A 17,514-nucleotide genomic window follows, 5' to 3' on the forward strand; every position below is an offset into this window, starting at 1 on the left:
AGCCGGGCAATTCAGCACGGCGCGGAGATCAGGACCATACGAGGCTTCGAGAATGAGATATCGCGGGCGCTATCACACCCGGCGAGCACCAAATGGTTCCCGGCCCGCCACGGCCGTAATGCGGTGAAATCCGCGAGCTACAGCTCGCCGGCGTCGATCGCTTCCTTGACCTCTTGCGCGTGGGCCACCTGTGCCGGCGTGTAGCCGATCAACAGCGCCGCGCCGCCGACAACGACCGCCACCCCGGCCACCCACAGCAGTCCATAGGTATAGCCCTGGTCGAGCGCATGCAATTGGAGGTTGTTCATGATCTTCACCGGGCCGGTGGTGCCGCCCAGGTACAAGGTGCGCGAGGTGATCACGGCCTGGATGACGGCCAGCACCAGCGGCCCGCCCAGGCTCTGCAGCATCAGCGCGATCGCCGACACCGGGCCGATCTGGTCGAAACCGACCCCGGCGATCGCCGACAACGTCAGCGGGACGACGCAGATGCCGATGCCGATTCCGCCGACGATGATCGGCAGCACCAGGTTGGGGAAATAGGGCACCCCACGGTGCATGAACCCCCAGCCGTAGATCATCGCCCAGAAGAGCAGGAGTCCGCCGCCGATGGTCAGCACCCGCGGCGAGAACCGGGACACCAGCTGGGAGGAGACGCCCAGGCCGATGCCCATCGCGATGACGAACGGGATGAAGCCGACGCCCGCGCGCAGCGCGCTGTAGCCGAGGATGTCCTGCACGTACAGGCCGATGCAGACCGTCAGGCTGAACATCAGCCCGCCGGCGAGGAAGATCGCGGCGAAGGTGACCAGCCGGTTGCGGTCGCGGAACAGGTCGAACGGGACGACGGGGTTTTCGGCGGTGCGCTCCACGATGATGAACGCCAGCGCGGCGGCCATCGCCACCACACCCGAGCCGACGGTCGTGATCGACACCCAGCCCTTTTCCGGCCCCATCGAGAAGGCGAACACGGCGGCGGTGCAGGCCAGCGTGGCCAGCATGGCCCCGGTCGCGTCGAGCTTCATCCGTTCCCGGTTGGTCTCGCGCAGCGCGGTGCGGGCCAGGTAGATCATCACCAGCCCGATCGGCACGTTCACCAGGAACGCCAGCCGCCAGGACACCTCGGTCAGCGCTCCGCCGACCACCAGGCCCATCACCGAACCGATGGCGGTCATCGCGGCGAACACCGCCGTCGCGAAGTTACGCGCGGGCCCCTTGGGGAATGTGGTCGCCACCAGCGCCAGGCCCGTGGGCGAGGCGATGGCGGACCCGACGCCCTGGGAGAGCCGCGCGATCACCATGGTCGCCTCGTCCCACGCCACCGCGCACAGCACCGAGGAGATGGTGAACAGCGCGACGCCGACGATGAAGGTGCGCTTGCGCCCGATGGTGTCGCCGAGCCGGCCACCCAGCAGCATCAACCCGCCGAAGGTGAGCACGTACGCGGTGATCACCCAGCTACGGCCGGCATCGGACAGGCTCAGCTCGTTCTGGATCCTGGGGAGCGCGACGATGGCGACGGTGCTGTCCATCGTCGCCAGCAACTGCATGCCGCCGATGGCGATCACGGCCGCGATGAAGCGACGCGAAGGCAGCCACGCCGGGTAGTACTTGCTGATGCGAGTGGAGGCGGTCTCCGCCGGGCGCGTGGCGCGCACCGGGGCCGGACGATCGGGGCGCGCAGAAGTGAAGTTTCGCACCGCGCGCTCACTGTCGTTGAGAGCCGTCATAAAGGGTTACCTTACAGTAATCTTAAGATCCGTTTAAAGCCCGAAACCGGCCACCGGCCCGATCACGATGATCGCGGGAGGTCGGATGCCCTCGGCGCGAATCTTTTCCGGCGTGTCGGCCAGGGTAGCCCGCAAAGTTTGCTGAGCCGCCGTCGTGCCGTGCTGCACCACCAGCACCGGCGTATCCGCAGGTCGGCCACCTTTTATCAAAGCATCGGCGAAAAGTTCGATGCGTTCGACGGCCATCAGCAAAACCAGCGTGCCGGACAAGGCGGCCAGCGCATTCCAATTCACTAACGATTCGGGGTGATCGGGTGGCAGGTGGCCGCTGACCACCACGAATTCGTGATTTACGGCCCGATGCGTGACCGGCACGCCGGCCAGCGCGGGCACCCCTATGGCACTTGTCACACCCGGCACGACGGTGACCGGGATCCCGGCGTCGACGCAAGCGAGCACTTCCTCGTACCCGCGGGCGAAGACGAACGGGTCGCCGCCCTTGAGGCGGACGACGAACTTTCCGGACCGGGCCCGGTCGATCATGACGTCGTTGATCGCGTCCTGTGCCATCGCGCGCCCGTACGGGATCTTCGCCGCGTCGATGACTTCCACGTGCGGCGGCAGTTCGGCCAGCAGTTCCGGCGGCGCAAGCCGGTCGGCGACCACCACGTCGGCGTGGGCCAGCAGGCGGCGCCCGCGCACCGTGATCAGTTCGGGGTCGCCGGGCCCTCCGCCCACGAGCGCCACCCCACCGTGCACGACGTCGGAGCTCGCGGCGCTGTCGGTGGTGATGATCCCGGCCTGCAACGCCTCGCGGATGGCCGAGCGGATCGCTGCCGACCGGCGGTGCTCGCCGCCGGCCAGCACCCCGACCGACAACCCGGCGTAGCCGAAGGACGCCGGTGTCACCGCGGTCCCCTCGACCGCGATGTCGGCGCGGACGCAGAACAGGTGGCGGCGCTCGGCCTCGGCGACCACCGCGGCGTTCACCTCGGGATCGTCGGTGGCGGCGATCGCGTACCAGGCGCCGTCCAGGTCGCCGTCGCGGTACTCGCGCAGAGACAAGGTGATTCCGGTCATCGCCTCGACCGACATGGTGGCACTGCGGGAGATGACGTGGACGTCGGCGCCGCTGGCGATGAGGAGGGGCAGCCGGCGCTGGGCAACCGAGCCGCCGCCGACCACCACAACCTTCTTGCCGGCCAGCCGCAGTCCAGCGAGGTAGGCGTTCTCGGTCACCGGGCAAGCCTAGTGGTTGGCGTTCGCAGCGCCGGCGCGGCGGTCGGCGGCGTGCGCGACGAACCGCGCGACCGCGGTGGGCGCCGCCGCCGGATGGGTGTGCAGGTAGGAGGCGTGCACGCCGGCGTGCACGACGCCATCCCGCACGGCATCGGCGTCCGCGCCCCGGTACACCCACGCCGGCTGGTAGCTGTCGCTGAAGCTGACCGCGGTCCGGTGGAACTCATGCCCCACCGCCCGTTGCCCGGCGGAATACAGCGGCGAATCGGCTACCGCGACCGCGTCGCGGTAGGCCAGCGTGAGGTGCGGGGTGAACCGCGCCGACCCGGCGAGCACTCCGCACATCGGGTAGCCGTCGAGTTCGGTGGCCAGATAGATCAGGCCGGCGCATTCGGCGTGTACCGGCGCGCCGGCGGCGGCCAGCGCGTGGATCTGTCCGCGCACGGCGACGTTGGCCGAGAGTTCCGCGGTGAACTGTTCCGGAAAGCCGCCGGGCAGCAGCACCGCGTCGGTGCCATCGGGCAACCCCTCGGCCAGCGGGTCGAATTCGGCCACGTCGGCGCCGGCCGCCCGCAGCAGCTCGGTGTGCTCGGCGTAGGCGAAGCTGAACGCCTTGCCGGCCGCCATCGCCACGGTGGCGCGCCCGCCCCGCGTCTCCCCTATCGCCGTCGCCGGGTCCCACGCCGGGGCGGCCCGGCTCGCGGCGACCGCCGCCACGGCCGCCAGGTCGACGTGACGCGCGACCAGGTCCGTCATCGCCTCGACCGCCTGCCGCGCCCGCCGCCCGTATTCCACAGCGGTGACCAAGCCCAAATACCTTGTCGGAAGCTCTAATTCGGCCGCACGCGGAATGGCGCCCAGCACCGCGACGCCGGCCTGCTCGCAAGCCTGCCGCAGCACGTGTTCGTGCCGGGCCGAACCGACCCGGTTGAGGATCACGCCGCGGACCCGCGTCGCGGCGTCGAACGTCGAAAAGCCGTGCAGCAGCGCGGCGATGCTGTGGCTCTGGCCGCGCGCGTCCACGACCAGGATGACGGGTGCACCCAACAACCCGGCGACGTGGGCGGTGGAGCCCTCCGCGGGGCCGCCCGCCGCGGGCCCGATCCGCCCGTCGAAGAGGCCCATCACCCCTTCCACCACCGCGATGTCGGCGCCGCCGGCCCCGTGGGCGTAGAGCGGGCCGACGAGGTCCTCGCCGACCAGCACCGGGTCGAGGTTGCGGCCGGGACGCCCGGCCGCCAGGCCGTGGTAGCCGGGGTCGATGAAGTCGGGGCCGACCTTGAACGGTGCCACCACCCGACCCGCGCGCCGTAGGGCGCCGATCAAACCCGTTGCGACGGTGGTCTTTCCGCTGCCCGACGCCGGCGCGGCGACGACGACCGCGGGCACGCTCACCACTCGATGCCCTTCTGTCCCTTGCGGCCCGCGTCCATCGGGTGTTTGACCTTGGTCATCTCGGTGACCAGGTCGGCGGCGTCGATCAACCGTGGCGGGGCGTCACGCCCGGTGACCACGACGTGCTGGTGGCCGGGCCGCGCCAGCAGGACGTCCACCACCTCGTCGACGTCCACCCACCCCCACTTCAGCGGGTAGGTGAACTCGTCGAGCACGTAGAAGTCGTGGCGCTGCTCGGCCAGCCGGTGGGAGATCTCGGTCCACCCGTCGGCCGCGGCCGCCGCGTGATCGACTTCGCTGCCCGCCTTGCGCGACCAGGACCAACCGGACCCCATCTTGTGCCATTCGACGGGCCCGCCGACGTTGTGCTGCTGGTGCAATTGGCCGAGTTGGGTGAAGGCGGTCTCCTCGCCCACCTTCCATTTCGCGCTCTTGACGAACTGGAACACCGCGACGGAAAGCCCGGCGTTCCAGGCGCGCAGCGCCATCCCGAACGCGGCCGTCGACTTCCCCTTGCCGGGCCCGGTGTGGACAGCCAGCACGGGGGTGTTGCGCCGGGCCTTGGTGCTCAGTCCGTCGTCGGGCACCTGAAGCGGGCGGCCTTGGGGCATGAGCGATCGCCTTTCTCAGGCCGCGTCGCGCACGGCACGGGTCAGAGAGTCCGCGTGCAACTGCTCCAGGCGCACCGCGGGCGCGCCGAGCTGGCGGGCCAGTTGCCCGGCCAGACCCAGCCGCACGTAGGACGTTTCGCAGTCGACCACCACCGCGGCGGCGCCCTCGGCCGCCAGTCGGGCGGCCGCGGCCCGGCTGCGGCCCAACGGGTCGGGCCCGGCGGTGGCCCGGCCGTCGGTGAGCACCACCACCAGGGCACGCCGGCCCCGGTCGCGCGCCTTCTCGCGGATGATCAATTCCCGCGCGGCCAGCAGGCCCTCGGCGAGCGGGGTCTTGCCGCCGGTGTCGAACCGGGCCAGCCGCCGGCCGGCGATGTGCGCCGACGACGTCGGCGGCAGCAACAGCCGCGCCTCCTGCTGGCGGAACGTGATCACGGCGACCTTGTCGCGGCGCTGGTAAGCGTCGCGCAGCAACGACAGCGTGGCGCCGCTCACCGCGGCCATCCGGTCACGCGCCGCCATCGAGCCCGACGCGTCCACGACGAAGATGACCAGGTTGCCTTCCCGTCCCTCGCGGATCGCCCGCCGCACGTCGTCGGGCCCGGGCCGCAACGGGCCGGCCCCGGCGCGCGCGGCGGCCGACAGCAGGGTGGCGAACAGGTGCAGCCCGTGCGCACCCGCGCCGATGTCGTTGCCGTCGGCGGCCGCGATCACGCTGCCGGCGGCGTTGCGGGCCCGCGACCGCCGCCCCGGCGCGCCCGCGCCGACGCCGGGCACCGTCAGCGCCTTGGCGCGGAAGGTCTTCGACGGCGGCGCGCTGGGGCGCGGTGGCTGCGGCCTTGGCGATCTCGACGGGTTTGATTGCGCCGCAGGGTCTTCCGCGGACTGGCCGCCGCCGGGCGGCCCGGGGTCGGGGTCGGGCTCGGGTCCGCCGTCGCCGGCTTGCGCCAGCGCCTGGTCCAACTGGTCGCGGTCGATGCCGGGGTCGTCGAACGGGTCGCGGCGGCGGCGGTGCGGCAACGCCAGCTCGGCGGCCACCCGGACGTCTTGCTCCTCGACCGACACGGCCCCGCGCCAGGCGGCGTGCGCGGCGGCGGTGCGGGCCACCACCAGGTCGGCCCGCATCCCGTCGACGTCGAACGCCGCGCACACCGCGGCGATGCGACGTAACTCGTTGTCCGGCAACATCACCTGGCCGACCAGCGCCCGCGCGTCGGCGATCCGGCGGGCCAGCCGGGCCTCGGCGTCGGCGTAGCGCTCGGCGAATGCGTCCGGGTCGGCCTCGTAGGCCATGCGCTGGCGGACGACCTGGACCCGCACGTCGACATCGCGCGACGCGTGCACGTCGACGGTGAGACCGAACCGGTCCAGCAGTTGCGGGCGCAGTTCGCCCTCTTCGGGATTCATGGTGCCGATCAGCACGAACCGCGCCTCGTGCGAATGGGAGATGCCGTCGCGTTCGATGTGCACCCGACCCATCGCCGCGGCGTCCAGCAGCACGTCCACCAGATGGTCGTGCAGCAGGTTGACCTCGTCGACGTAGAGCACGCCACCGTGGGCGCGGGCCAGCAGCCCGGGCGAGAAGGCGTGCTCGCCGTCGCGCAGCACCCGCTGCAGGTCGAGCGAGCCGATTACCCGGTCTTCGGTTGCGCCGAGCGGCATTTCGACGAGGCCGGTCCCCGCGCTGCCGTTGGCGGCGGACAGCAGCGCCGCCAGGCCGCGCACGGCCGTCGACTTGGCCGTGCCCTTCTCGCCCCGGATCAGCGCGCCGCCGATCTCCGGTCGAACCGCGCACAACAGCAGCGCGAGGCGCAGTTGGTCGTGTCCGACGATCGCGCTGAACGGATAGGGCTTCACGGTAGCTCCGCCAGACCCGAGCCCGGCCGCAGCATCGGCACGTGCGGGATGCCGTCGTCGACGAAATCCTCACCGGCGCGCACGAAGCCGTGCTGGGCGTACATGTCGGCCAGATAGGTCTGCGCGTCGATCCGGCACGGGTACTCGCCGACCTCGGCCAGGGCGGCACGCAGCAGGCGGGTGGTGTGGCCCTGCCCGCGGGCGCTGCGCTTGGTGCACAGCCGGCCGATCCGGAACGTCTTGTGTCCGCCGGCGTGCTCCTCCATCAAGCGCAGCGTGCAGATCACCTCGCCGTCGGGCGTCTCGAGCCAGAAGTGCCGCGTCTCGGCGAGCAGGTCGCGCCCGTCGAGCTCCGGGTAAGGGCAGGCCTGCTCCACCACGAACACCTCCACCCGCAACTTGAGCAGCTCGTAAAGGGTCCGCGCGCCAAGGTCTTTGGCCCAGGACCGACGCAACGCTTCACTCATGACCGCACCCCCGAATCGGACCTCAACCCCAGCACCTCGGTGCTCCAGGACCACACCTCGTCGTACAGCGCCGGCTCGCGGGACAGCTCGACGCCCAGCGACGGCACCATCTCTTTGAGCACGGGCAACCAGGCGCGATAGTGGTCGGCGAAGCACCGTTGCAACACCTCCAGCATGGCCGCCACCGCGGTCGACGCTCCCGGGGACCCGCCCAGCAGCCCGGCGATGCTGCCGTCGGCGGCGGCCAGCACGGTGGTGCTGAAGTCCAGCACGCCGCCCTTGCGCCTGTCGCGCCGGATCACCTGCACGCGCTGACCGGCCACCGTCAGCTGCCAGTCGGAAGCGGATGCGCTGGGCGCGAATTCGCGCAACACGTGGATGCGGTCCGGTTCGGACAGCCGCAACTGGCCGATCAGGTAGTTGACCAGTTTCAGCTGGGTCAGGCCGACCCCGAGCATGGACAGGGCGTTGTCGGGCCTGACCGAGCGGGGCAGGTCGCTGAGGCGGCCGTGCTTCAAGAACTTCGGAGACCAGCCGGCGTACGGCCCGAACACCAGCCACGGCTTGCCGTTGACGAACCGCAGGTCCAGGTGCAGGGCGCCGAGCGGCGGGGCTCCCGGTGCCGGCACCCCGTACACCTTGGCGCGGTGGCCGGCGACCAGCTGCGGGTTGTCGGTGCGCAGGAACCGGCCGCCGATGGGAAACCCGGCGAAGCCCCTGACCTCTTTGATGCCGGACTTCTGCAGCAGCGGCAGCGCGTCGCCGCCGGCGCCGACGAAGACGAATTTGGCGTTGAGCCGGTGCTTTTCGCCGGTGCGCCGATTGCGCAGCAGCAGCGTCCAGGTGCCGTCGGATTGCCGGGTCAGATCGCGGACCTCGTGGCCGAACAGCGCGGTCGCGCCGCCCCGCACGCAGAAGCCGACGAGTTGGCGGGCCAGCGCACCGAAGTCGACGTCGGTGCCGTGTGGGGCCCAGTTGAGCGCGGTCGGCTCGGAGAAGTCGCGCTTGGCGGCCATCAACGGCAGCCGGCGGGCGAACTCGCGCGGGTCGTCGATGAATTCGGTGCCGGCGAACAGCGGGTTGGCCGCCAGGGCCTGCTGCCGTCGACGCAGGAACTCGACGCGCCGCGCGCCGCGCACGAAACTCACGTGCGGGAGCGGGTTGAGGAAGCCGGTGTCGGTCAACATCCCGTTCTCGACGGCGTACGCCCAGAATTGGCGGGTCACCTGGAACTGCTCGTTGATCCGCACCGCCTTGGTGATGTCGATCGAGCCGTCGGCGTTCTGCGGGGTGTAGTTGAGTTCGCACAGCGCGGAGTGCCCGGTGCCTGCGTTGTTCCAGGGGCTGCTGCTTTCCGCAGCGACGGCGTCCAGTCGCTCGACGACGGTCATCGACCAGTCGGGTTGCAGCCGGCGCAGCAACGCGCCCAGCGTGGCGCTCATGATGCCCGCGCCCACCAGCACGACGTCCGTCCGTGCGGTTCTGGCTAGCGACGACACCTGCTCCTTGGTCCTTCCCTCGACTGCGCCGACACTCAGGCTATCCCGAGCCAAACCGGCCACGAACGGCGTGCGCCCCCCGGTGGCCAGCAAAACCTCTAAGCTGGCCTCGTGACTGGCTGGGAACCCGATGTCCTGCCCGGTTATTGGCAGCGCACCATCCCCCTGGGGCCCGACCCGGTGGGCGAAGGGGAGATCGTCGCGACGCTGGTCCGGCGCGGCGAGCCCGCCGGGCCGCCCGGCGCTTCCGGCACGGGCCACGCGGTGCTGGCCGTGCACGGCTACACCGACTACTTCTTCAACACGGCGCTGGCCGATCACTTCGCCGCCCGCGGCTTCGCCTTCTACGCGCTGGACCTACAGAAATGCGGCCGGTCGCGGCGCGACGGGCAGACACCGCACTTCATCACCAACCTCGACGACTATGACGCCGAACTCGAACATGCGCTGACGGTCATCCGCGAGCGGGACCGGTCCCCCAGGGTTCTGGTGTACGGCCATTCCTCCGGGGGGCTCATCGTGTCGTTGTGGCTGGACCGGCTCCGCCGGCGCGACGCGGGGGCCCACGCCGGCGTCGGGGGGTTGGTGCTCAACAGCCCGTTTTTGGACCTGCACGGCCCGGCGGCCCTGCGCCTGCCGGTCACCTCGGCGCTGATCGCCGGCCTGTCCCGGGTGCGCTCCAAGGGGGTGGTCCGCACCCCCACCGACGGCGGTTACGGCACCACCCTGCACCGCGACTACCACGGCGAGTTCGATTACGACCTGCAGTGGAAACCGGTGGGCGGATTCCCCATCACGCTCGGCTGGCTCAACGCGATCCGCCGCGGCCACGCCCGGTTGCACCGCGGGCTCGACGTCGGGGTGCCCAACCTGATCCTGCGCTCGGATCACACCGTGCGGGAGACCGCCGACGCGGCGTCGATGCAATGCGGCGACGCGGTGCTCGACGTCACCCAGATCGCCAGGCGGGCCGGCTGCATCGGCAACCACAGCACCATCGCCCCGATCATCGACGCCAAACACGACGTCTTCCTGTCGTTGCCGCAGCCTCGTCGGGCGGCCTACCGCCAGCTGGACCTCTGGCTCGACGACTACCTCGACACCGATCGCACGGACGCCTCGCCGTCGTCGAGGAAGGGCTGACGGGGTGGAGGCGTACGACATCGCGATCATCGGAAGCGGGTCGGGCAACACACTTCTCGACGATCGCTTCCTCGCCAAGCGCGCGGCGCTGTGCGAGCATGGCACGTTCGGCGGCACCTGCCTGAACGTCGGGTGCATCCCGACCAAGATGTTCGTCTACGCCGCCGAGGTCGCCACGACGATCCGCGCGGCGGGGCGCTACGGGGTCGACGCACGCATCGACCGGGTGCGCTGGGACGACATCGTCTCGCGCATCTTCGGCCGGATCGATCCGATCTCGATGAGCGGGGAAGACTACCGCCGCGCGTCACCCAACGTGGACGTGTACAGCCAGCACACCCGGTTCGGGCCGGTTCAGCCCGACGGCCGCTACCTGTTGCGCACCGACGCCGGCGACGAATTCACCGCCGAGCAGGTGGTGATCGCTGCGGGCTCGCGCCCGGTGATTCCACCCGCGATCGCCGAATGCGGCGTCACCTATCACACCAGCGACACGATCATGCGGATCCCGGAGCTGCCCGAGCATCTCGTGATCGTCGGAAGTGGCTTCGTCGCAGCCGAATTCGCCCACGTCTTCTCCGCTCTCGGCGTGCGGGTGACGCTGGTGATCCGCGGCGGCACCATGCTGCGGCACTGCGACGACGCCCTGTGCAAACGTTTCACCCGCATCGCCGCGGCCAAATGGGAGCTGCGCACCCATCGCAACGTCGTGGGGGGCACCGACAGCGGCTCCGGTGTCTCCCTGCGCCTCGACGACGGGTCCACGCTGAACGCCGACGTGCTGCTGGTCGCGACCGGCCGCATGTCCAACGCCGACCTGCTGGACGCCGAACAGGCCGGCGTCGACGTCGAGGACGGCCGGGTGCTGGTCGACGAATACCAACGGACCTCCGCCCGTGGCGTTTTCGCCCTCGGCGACGTCTCCTCGCCGTACCAGCTCAAGCACGTCGCCAACCACGAGGCCCGCGTCGTACAACACAACCTGCACTGCGACTGGGACGACACCGATTCGATGGTGATGACCGATCACCGCTACGTGCCGTCGGCGGTGTTCACCGATCCTCAGGTGGCGACCGTCGGCCTGACGGAAAACCAAGCCACCGCAAAGGGGTTCGACATCTCGGTCGCGATACACGACTACGGCGACGTGGCCTACGGCTGGGCGATGGAGGACACCACCGGGATAGTCAAGCTCATCGCCGATCGGGACACCGGCCGCCTGCTGGGCGCGCACGTCATGGGCGCCCAGGCGTCGTCGATCATCCAGCCACTGATCCAGGCGATGAGCTTCGGGCTGACCGTCCCGGAGATGGCCCGCGGCCAGTACTGGATCCATCCGGCGCTGCCGGAGGTGGTCGAGAACGCGCTGCTGGACCTGTACTAGTGGCGATCGCGAGCGCGGCGAAGCCGGGCGAAGCGGGGCGAAGCGGGTCGCCACCATTGGGCGAAGGTCAGCGCCGCTGGCACTCGGGGCACAGGCCGTGCAGCGTCAGGCCCGCGGCCTCGGACAGCGCGAAGGAACTGCCCGCCATCGCGTGTTCGAGCGCCGAACTGAGCTGCCGGGCGGGCACCTCGATGATCGAGCCGCACGCGGTGCATACGGCGTGGTGGTGCGGCGCCGTGGCCATCCCGTAGGTGGTGACGCCGCCGTCGAGGGTCAGCGCGTGCAATACCCCCTGCCCGACGAGGGTGGTCACCGTCCGATAGATGGTGGCCACGTCGGGAGCGTGCGCGCCGTGCGGCAGGCAGTCGCGCAGCCGCTGGTGGATCTCCGCCACCGGCAGATGCCCGTCCACCGGCTCGAGCACGGCCAGCACCTGGATCCGCGACGACATGCGCCGCAGCCCCTTGGCGCGCAACAGATCGCCGATCCGGGCGGTGACGGAGGGATCCAATGCCGACGGCTGGGGCGTCACCCGTTCAGTGTCGCGCCGCCGCCCGGGGGCGCGCCAGTTTTCCGCCGAATTCGGCCCCTGCGCCGGCCGTGGCGATTCCTGCAACCCACTTGCATCTAGTTGACCGCGGCGCGCACCGGCACATACATTCGTGCCGGTTGCTTTCCTCCCGATGCTGGAAGGACCCCGGTGACCAGTACCGAGCCCGGCCGGCGCCCGTCATGGGTGACCAGGCTCCGCAGCGCGTTGACGCCGGCGGAGTGGTGGCGGCTCGCGGCCATGCTGACGGTCATCATCGGGTTGCACGTGGTCGGCTGGTTCACCCTGGTGGCCTTGGTTGCCCCCGCGCAATTCAGCTTCGGCGGCAAGGCATTCGGTGTCGGGATCGGGTTGACGGCCTACACCCTGGGCATGCGGCACGCGTTCGACGCCGACCACATCGCGGCCATCGACAACACCACCCGCAAACTGATGAACGACGGGCAGCGCCCCCTGGCCGTGGGATTCTTCTTCTCGCTGGGTCATTCGACGGTGGTCTTCGGGCTGGCGGTCCTGCTGGCGTCGGGGGTCAAGACCATGGTCGGGCCGGTCCGGGACGACTCCTCGAACCTGCACCACTACACCGGGCTGATCGGCACCGGCGTCTCGGGCGTGTTCTTGTACGCGATCGCCCTGCTCAACTTCGTCGTGCTGGTCGGCATCCTGCGGGTGTTCGGCCGGCTGCGCCGCGGCGACTACGACCCCGAGACCGACGGGGCCGAGCTGGAACGGCAGCTGGACAGCCGGGGCCTGATGAACCGGATCCTCGGCCGCTTCACCAAGTCGATCACCAAGTCGTGGCACTCCTACCCCGTGGGGCTGCTGTTCGGGCTCGGCTTCGACACGGCCACCGAGATCGCGCTGTTGGTTCTGGCAGGCACCAGCGCGGCCGCCGGGTTGCCGTGGTACGCGATCCTGTGCCTGCCCGTGCTGTTCACCGCCGGCATGTGCCTGCTGGACACCGTCGACGGCTCGTTCATGAACTTCGCCTACGGCTGGGCCTTTTCCAACCCGGTGCGCAAGATCTACTACAACATCACCGTGACCGCCCTGTCGGTGGTCGTCGCGCTGCTGATCGGCAGCGTCGAACTCCTCACCCTGCTGCAAGCGCAGTTCGGCTGGCGCGGCGCGTTCTGGAGCTGGATCGGCGCGCTGGACCTCAACGTCGTCGGCTATTTCGTGGTGGGCGCGTTCGTCGCCACCTGGGCGGTGGCCGTGCTCGTCTGGCGTTACGCGCGCCTGGAGCAGAAGTGGACGTCCTCCTGACACCGCTGCGCGGCCGGGGCGTCCGGGTGTAGAACGGTGCTCATGAGCCTCGCTGGACGCCGGTGACCGCCGGTGCATGAGCTGTCGCTGTGCGAAGCGATCGCCGGGGTGGCCAAGACGCATGCCGACGGCCGGCACGTCGACGTGGTCCGCGTGCGGATCGGGGCGCTTCGGCAGGTGGTGCCCGAATCGCTGTCGTTCTGCTGGACGCTGGTGCGCGACGCCGAGGACATGCCGGAGGCCGAACTCGAACTCGAGTGTGTGGGCGCCGAGGTGCGCTGCCGGGCGTGCGGCCGGCAATCGGAGATCACGTCGGCCTGGTCGATCTGGTGCCCGGAGTGCGACAGCTCCGACGTCGAGGTGTTGCGTGGCAACGAATTCTTGGTGACGTCGCTGGACGTCTCGTGACAATCGATCGCTCCGAACGGATTTGACCATGGGCAGATTTCATCGGCACGACGACGGTACCGTGCACACCCACGACCACGACGATGTCGACCACCGGCACGGCGATCACGGCCAGTACCGAACGGGCAAGCAGCGCGTCGATGTGCTGGAGGCGATCTTCGCCGAGAACGACATCCTCGCCGACGCCAACCGGGCGGCGTTCGACAACAACGGGGTGCGCACCCTGAACCTGATGAGCTCGCCGGGATCGGGCAAGACCACCGTCCTGCAGGCGACGCTCGACGAGCTCGCCGGTGAGCTCGCCATCGGGGTGATCGAAGGCGACATCGCCACCGATCTGGACGCGGCCAAGCTCAGCGGCCGGGGCGCCCAGGTGTCATTGCTGAACACCAGCAACGGTTTTGGCGGTGAGTGCCACCTGGACGCGCCGATGGTCAACCGCGCCCTGCCGGGGCTCGACCTTCCCGCGCTGGACCTGGTGATCATCGAGAACGTCGGCAACTTGGTCTGCCCGGCGGAGTTCGACGTCGGCGAACACGCCAAGGCCATGGTGTACTCCGTGACCGAGGGCGAGGACAAGCCGCTCAAGTACCCGGTCATGTTCCGGTCGGTGGATGTGGTGCTGCTCAACAAGATTGACCTGGTCCCCTACCTCGATGCCGACGTCGACACCTACATCGAGCACGTGCGCAAGGTCAATGCGGCGGCAACCATCCTGCCGCTCAGCGCGCGCACCGGCGCGGGGATGGCCGCGTGGTTCGGCTGGCTACGGCGCTTTGCCGGGGAGCCGTCGGCCTAACGATCCGTCTTGGAACGCTTTTGCATGACCCCGGGGCTCCCGGGCCACCGATCGCCGGCCCGGCGGCACGAAACACGATGCAACGCTTGTCTAAGTACTTGGTTCCGCGGAACCGTTGACACGCCCGGCGGTGAGGAGTAGACCCGGAAATTAGCGCTGCGCAAGTGGGCCGACGGTCGACTCCGGCGGCGCAGGGGTCTCAGCCCGGCCCCGGAAAGCTGCAGCATGTCAACAGAAGCAGCAGTCAAAGCAGAAGAGACGTTGATTCACGTTCTATGGATCAATGCGGGGCTCAGTTGTGACGGCGATTCGGTGGCGTTGACTGCCGCCACCCAACCCACAGTCGAGGAGATCGCCCTGGGCGCTCTGCCCGGGCTGCCGAAGGTCGCCGTGCACTGGCCGCTCATCGATTTCGAGTGCGGACCCACCGGGGGGGCCGACGACTTCCTCTCGTGGTTCTTCAAAGCCGACCGCGGCGAGCTGGAGCCCTTCGTGCTCGTCGTGGAGGGTTCGATTCCCAACGAGAAGATCAAGGACGAGGGGTACTGGTGCGGGTTCGGCAACGACCCGGCGACCGGCCAGCCGATGACCACCAGCGAGTGGCTCGACCGGCTGGCGCCCAAGGCCACCGCGGTCGTCGCGGTAGGAACCTGTGCAACCTACGGCGGCATCCACGCCATGGCCGGCAACCCGACGGGGGCGATGGGGGTGCCCGACTACCTGGGCTGGGAATGGAAGAGCAAGGCCGGCATTCCGATCGTGTGTGTGCCCGGTTGCCCGATCCAGCCCGACAACCTGTCGGAGACGCTGACGTATCTGCTCTACATGGCGACCGGTCAGGCGCCGATGATTCCGCTGGACGACGCGCTGCGGCCCAAGTGGTTGTTCGGCGCCACCGTCCACGAAGGCTGTGACCGGGCCGGCTACTACGAGCAGGGCGACTTCGCCACCGAATACGGATCACCGAAATGCATTGTCAAGCTTGGCTGTTGGGGCCCAGTCGTCAAGTGCAACGTGCCCAAGCGCGGCTGGATCAACGGCGTGGGCGGCTGCCCCAACGTCGGTGGGATCTGCATCGGGTGCACGATGCCGGGCTTCCCCGACAAGTTCATGCCGTTCATGGACGAACCGCCCGGCGGCAAGGTTTCCACCACCGCATCGGGCCTGTACGGCACCGTGATTCGCAGTTTGCGGGGTATCACGGCGCGCACCGTCGACAAAGAACCGCGGTGGCGCCACAACGGTAACCAACTCACTACCGGAGCGCGCCGCACCTGGTAGGTCACCTACCAGGTCGGCGCGCTTCGTCCTCACCACCTGAGCCGTCAGGCCGAAGAGCCCACAGCGGGAAGAAGTAGCGCGATGACAACCATCATTCCGGAGCCCACCCACGCCAACCGGGAACCCGGCCAACTGGTCGACATGGCCTGGGACCCGATCACCAGGATCGTGGGCAGCCTGGGCATCTACACCAAGATCGACTTCGAGAACCGCGAAGTCGTCGAGTGCCACAGCACCTCGTCGATCTTCCGCGGCTACTCGATCTTCATGAAGGGCAAGGATCCCCGCGACGCCCACTTCATCACCAGCCGCATCTGCGGCATCTGCGGCGACAACCACGCCACCTGCTCGTGCTACGCGCAGAACATGGCCTACGGTGTCAAGCCGCCGCATCTGGGCGAGTGGATCGTCAACCTGGGTGAGGCCGCGGAATACATGTTCGACCACAACATCTTCCAGGAGAACCTGGTGGGTGTGGACTTCTGCGAGAAGATGGTCTCCGAGACCAACCCGAGCGTGCTGTCGCTGGCGGAGAAGACTCCCGCGCCGCAGGCCGGCGCGCACGGGTACCGGACCATCGCCGACATCATGCGCTCGCTGAACCCGTTCAGCGGGGAGTTCTACCGCGAGGCGCTGGCGGTCAGCCGCTGGACGCGAGAGATGTTCTGCCTCATGGAAGGTCGCCACGTGCACCCGTCCACGCTGTACCCCGGCGGGGTCGGCACCGTGGCGACCATCCAGCTGATGACCGACTACATGACCCGGCTGATGCGCTATGTGGAGTTCATGAAGAAGGTCGTGCCGATGCACGACGACCTGTTCGACTTCTTCTACACCGCACTGCCCGGGTACGAGAAGGTCGGGCTGCGGCGCACCCTGCTCGGCTGCTGGGGCTCCTTCCAGGATCCCGAGGTGTGCAACTTTGCCTACCAGGACATGGAGCGCTGGGGCAACGCCATGTTCGTGACCCCGGGCGTGGTGGTCGACGGCAAACTCGTCACCCACTCGCTGGTGGACATCAACCTCGGCATCCGGATCCTGCTAGGCAGTTCGTATTACGACGACTGGACCGACCAGGAGATGTTCGTCAAGACCGATCCGCTGGGCAACGCGGTGGACCGGCGGCACCCGTGGAACCAGCACACCAACCCGCACCCGCAGAAGCGCGACATGGACGGCGGCAAGTACAGCTGGGTGATGTCGCCGCGCTGGTTCGACGGCACCGACCACCTCGCGCTGGACACCGGCGGCGGCCCGCTGGCCCGGCTGTGGGCGACCGCGCTGGCCGGCCTGGTCGACATCGGTTACGTCAAGGCCACCGGCAACAGCGTCAAGATCAACCTGCCCAAGACCGCGCTCAAGGGCCCGGTCGAGTTCGAATGGAAGGTCCCCAAGTACGGCAGCAACACGATCGAACGGGACCGTGCGCGCACCTACTTCCAGGCCTACGCGGCGGCGTGCGCGCTGCACTTCGCCGAGAAGGCGCTGGAAGAGATCCGGGCCGGCCGCACCAAGACGTGGGAAAAGTTCGAGGTGCCCGACGAGGCCATCGGGTGCGGCTTCACCGAGGCGGTGCGTGGCGTGCTCAGCCACCACCTGGTGATCCGCGACGGCAAGATCGCCAACTACCACCCCTACCCGCCCACCCCGTGGAACGCCAACCCGCGCGACAGCTACGGCACGCCGGGACCCTACGAGGACGCGGTGCAGGGCCAGCCGATCTTCGAGGAGAACAGCCGGGAGAACTTCAAGGGCATCGACGTCATGCGCACGGTGCGCAGCTTCGACCCGTGCCTGCCCTGCGGCGTGCACATGTACCTGGGTAAGGGCAAGACCCTGGACAGACTGCACACGCCGACGCAGTCGCCCGTCGGTACGTGACGCA

The 17,514-nt window shown here is 69.2% G+C and carries 15 protein-coding genes; 7 read left to right on the forward strand and 8 right to left on the reverse strand.

Annotated features, from left to right (window positions below):
- Nucleotides 1–137: 137 nt before the first annotated feature.
- The 7 genes from U8D42_RS13610 to mqo are packed head-to-tail and all read right to left on the reverse strand — an operon-like array spanning nt 138 to nt 8,741.
- Nucleotides 138–1,730, reverse strand: a complete 1,593-nt coding sequence (locus U8D42_RS13610) for an MFS transporter (RefSeq protein ID WP_090423038.1) — start codon at nt 1,728–1,730, stop codon at nt 138–140.
- 33 nt (nt 1,731–1,763) lie between these two features.
- Nucleotides 1,764–2,969 carry a uroporphyrinogen-III C-methyltransferase gene (gene cobA, locus U8D42_RS13615; protein ID WP_322860010.1) on the reverse strand — a complete coding sequence of 402 codons (1,206 nt, stop codon included), beginning with the start codon at nt 2,967–2,969 and terminating at the stop codon, nt 1,764–1,766.
- Nucleotides 2,970–2,978: 9 nt separating this feature from the next.
- Entirely contained in the window at nt 2,979–4,364 is a 1,386-nt protein-coding gene (locus U8D42_RS13620; RefSeq protein WP_322860009.1) for a cobyrinate a,c-diamide synthase, read from the reverse strand.
- Entirely contained in the window at nt 4,361–4,975 is a 615-nt protein-coding gene (cobO, locus tag U8D42_RS13625; RefSeq protein WP_085242071.1) for a cob(I)yrinic acid a,c-diamide adenosyltransferase, read from the reverse strand. Before cobO ends, U8D42_RS13620 begins: the two co-directional genes overlap by 4 nt.
- Before the next feature lie 15 nt (nt 4,976–4,990).
- Nucleotides 4,991–6,832, reverse strand: coding sequence for a VWA domain-containing protein (locus tag U8D42_RS13630; protein ID WP_322860008.1), 1,842 nt, complete (start codon nt 6,830–6,832; stop codon nt 4,991–4,993).
- On the reverse strand, nt 6,829–7,299 hold the full coding sequence (locus tag U8D42_RS13635) for a GNAT family N-acetyltransferase (RefSeq protein WP_085242073.1): 471 nt from the start codon (nt 7,297–7,299) through the stop codon (nt 6,829–6,831). The genes U8D42_RS13630 and U8D42_RS13635 overlap by 4 nt, the downstream gene beginning before the upstream one ends.
- On the reverse strand, nt 7,296–8,741 hold the full coding sequence (gene mqo / locus U8D42_RS13640; protein ID WP_348636974.1) for a malate dehydrogenase (quinone): 1,446 nt from the start codon (nt 8,739–8,741) through the stop codon (nt 7,296–7,298). Before mqo ends, U8D42_RS13635 begins: the two co-directional genes overlap by 4 nt.
- Before the next feature lie 168 nt (nt 8,742–8,909).
- Between mqo and U8D42_RS13645 the strand changes: the two genes are divergently transcribed.
- Together U8D42_RS13645 and mtr are read left to right on the forward strand one after the other, a co-directional pair.
- Nucleotides 8,910–9,941 carry an alpha/beta hydrolase gene (locus U8D42_RS13645; RefSeq protein ID WP_322860006.1) on the forward strand — a complete coding sequence of 344 codons (1,032 nt, stop codon included), beginning with the start codon at nt 8,910–8,912 and terminating at the stop codon, nt 9,939–9,941.
- 4 nt (nt 9,942–9,945) lie between these two features.
- A complete protein-coding gene (mtr, locus tag U8D42_RS13650) occupies nt 9,946–11,325 on the forward strand; it encodes a mycothione reductase (RefSeq protein WP_322860005.1) in 1,380 nt (459 codons plus the stop codon).
- A gap of 67 nt (nt 11,326–11,392) precedes the next feature.
- Here mtr and U8D42_RS13655 read toward each other — a convergent pair whose 3' ends face one another.
- Nucleotides 11,393–11,857, reverse strand: a complete 465-nt coding sequence (locus tag U8D42_RS13655; protein WP_085242138.1) for a Fur family transcriptional regulator — start codon at nt 11,855–11,857, stop codon at nt 11,393–11,395.
- A 168-nt stretch (nt 11,858–12,025) separates the two neighbouring features.
- Here U8D42_RS13655 and U8D42_RS13660 point away from each other — a divergent pair, with 168 nt between their 5' ends.
- The 5 genes from U8D42_RS13660 (at nt 12,026) to U8D42_RS13680 (ending at nt 17,510) form a co-directional block, all read left to right on the forward strand.
- On the forward strand, nt 12,026–13,141 hold the full coding sequence (locus U8D42_RS13660; protein WP_322860004.1) for a HoxN/HupN/NixA family nickel/cobalt transporter: 1,116 nt from the start codon (nt 12,026–12,028) through the stop codon (nt 13,139–13,141).
- A gap of 72 nt (nt 13,142–13,213) precedes the next feature.
- Nucleotides 13,214–13,549, forward strand: coding sequence for a hydrogenase maturation nickel metallochaperone HypA (locus U8D42_RS13665; protein ID WP_085242078.1), 336 nt, complete (start codon nt 13,214–13,216; stop codon nt 13,547–13,549).
- A gap of 28 nt (nt 13,550–13,577) precedes the next feature.
- Nucleotides 13,578–14,348: a hydrogenase nickel incorporation protein HypB gene (gene hypB, locus U8D42_RS13670; protein WP_322860003.1), complete on the forward strand. Its 771-nt coding sequence runs from the start codon at nt 13,578–13,580 to the stop codon at nt 14,346–14,348.
- Between the two features lie 225 nt (nt 14,349–14,573).
- Nucleotides 14,574–15,629 (forward strand): hydrogenase expression protein HypE, encoded by a 1,056-nt coding sequence (locus tag U8D42_RS13675; RefSeq protein ID WP_348636920.1) that lies wholly within the window; start codon nt 14,574–14,576, stop codon nt 15,627–15,629.
- 81 nt (nt 15,630–15,710) lie between these two features.
- Nucleotides 15,711–17,510, forward strand: a complete 1,800-nt coding sequence (locus U8D42_RS13680; RefSeq protein ID WP_322860182.1) for a nickel-dependent hydrogenase large subunit — start codon at nt 15,711–15,713, stop codon at nt 17,508–17,510.
- The last annotated feature ends 4 nt before the right edge of the window (nt 17,511–17,514 follow it).

The organism is Mycobacterium europaeum (assembly GCF_034555895.2).
GTDB lineage: Bacteria > Actinomycetota > Actinomycetes > Mycobacteriales > Mycobacteriaceae > Mycobacterium > Mycobacterium europaeum.

What these genes read in the sequence shown, in the direction of transcription:
- U8D42_RS13610 (WP_090423038.1), bottom strand. Translation starts at nt 1,730, where the DNA reads ATGACGGCTCTCAACGACAGTGAGCGCGCGGTGCGAAACTTCACTTCT.
- cobO (WP_085242071.1), bottom strand. Translation starts at nt 4,975, where the DNA reads ATGCCCCAAGGCCGCCCGCTTCAGGTGCCCGACGACGGACTGAGCACC.
- U8D42_RS13635 (WP_085242073.1), bottom strand. Translation starts at nt 7,299, where the DNA reads ATGAGTGAAGCGTTGCGTCGGTCCTGGGCCAAAGACCTTGGCGCGCGG.
- mqo (WP_348636974.1), bottom strand. Translation starts at nt 8,741, where the DNA reads ATGAGCGCCACGCTGGGCGCGTTGCTGCGCCGGCTGCAACCCGACTGG.
- hypB (WP_322860003.1), top strand. Translation starts at nt 13,578, where the DNA reads ATGGGCAGATTTCATCGGCACGACGACGGTACCGTGCACACCCACGAC.
- U8D42_RS13675 (WP_348636920.1), top strand. Translation starts at nt 14,574, where the DNA reads ATGTCAACAGAAGCAGCAGTCAAAGCAGAAGAGACGTTGATTCACGTT.
- U8D42_RS13680 (WP_322860182.1), top strand. Translation starts at nt 15,711, where the DNA reads ATGACAACCATCATTCCGGAGCCCACCCACGCCAACCGGGAACCCGGC.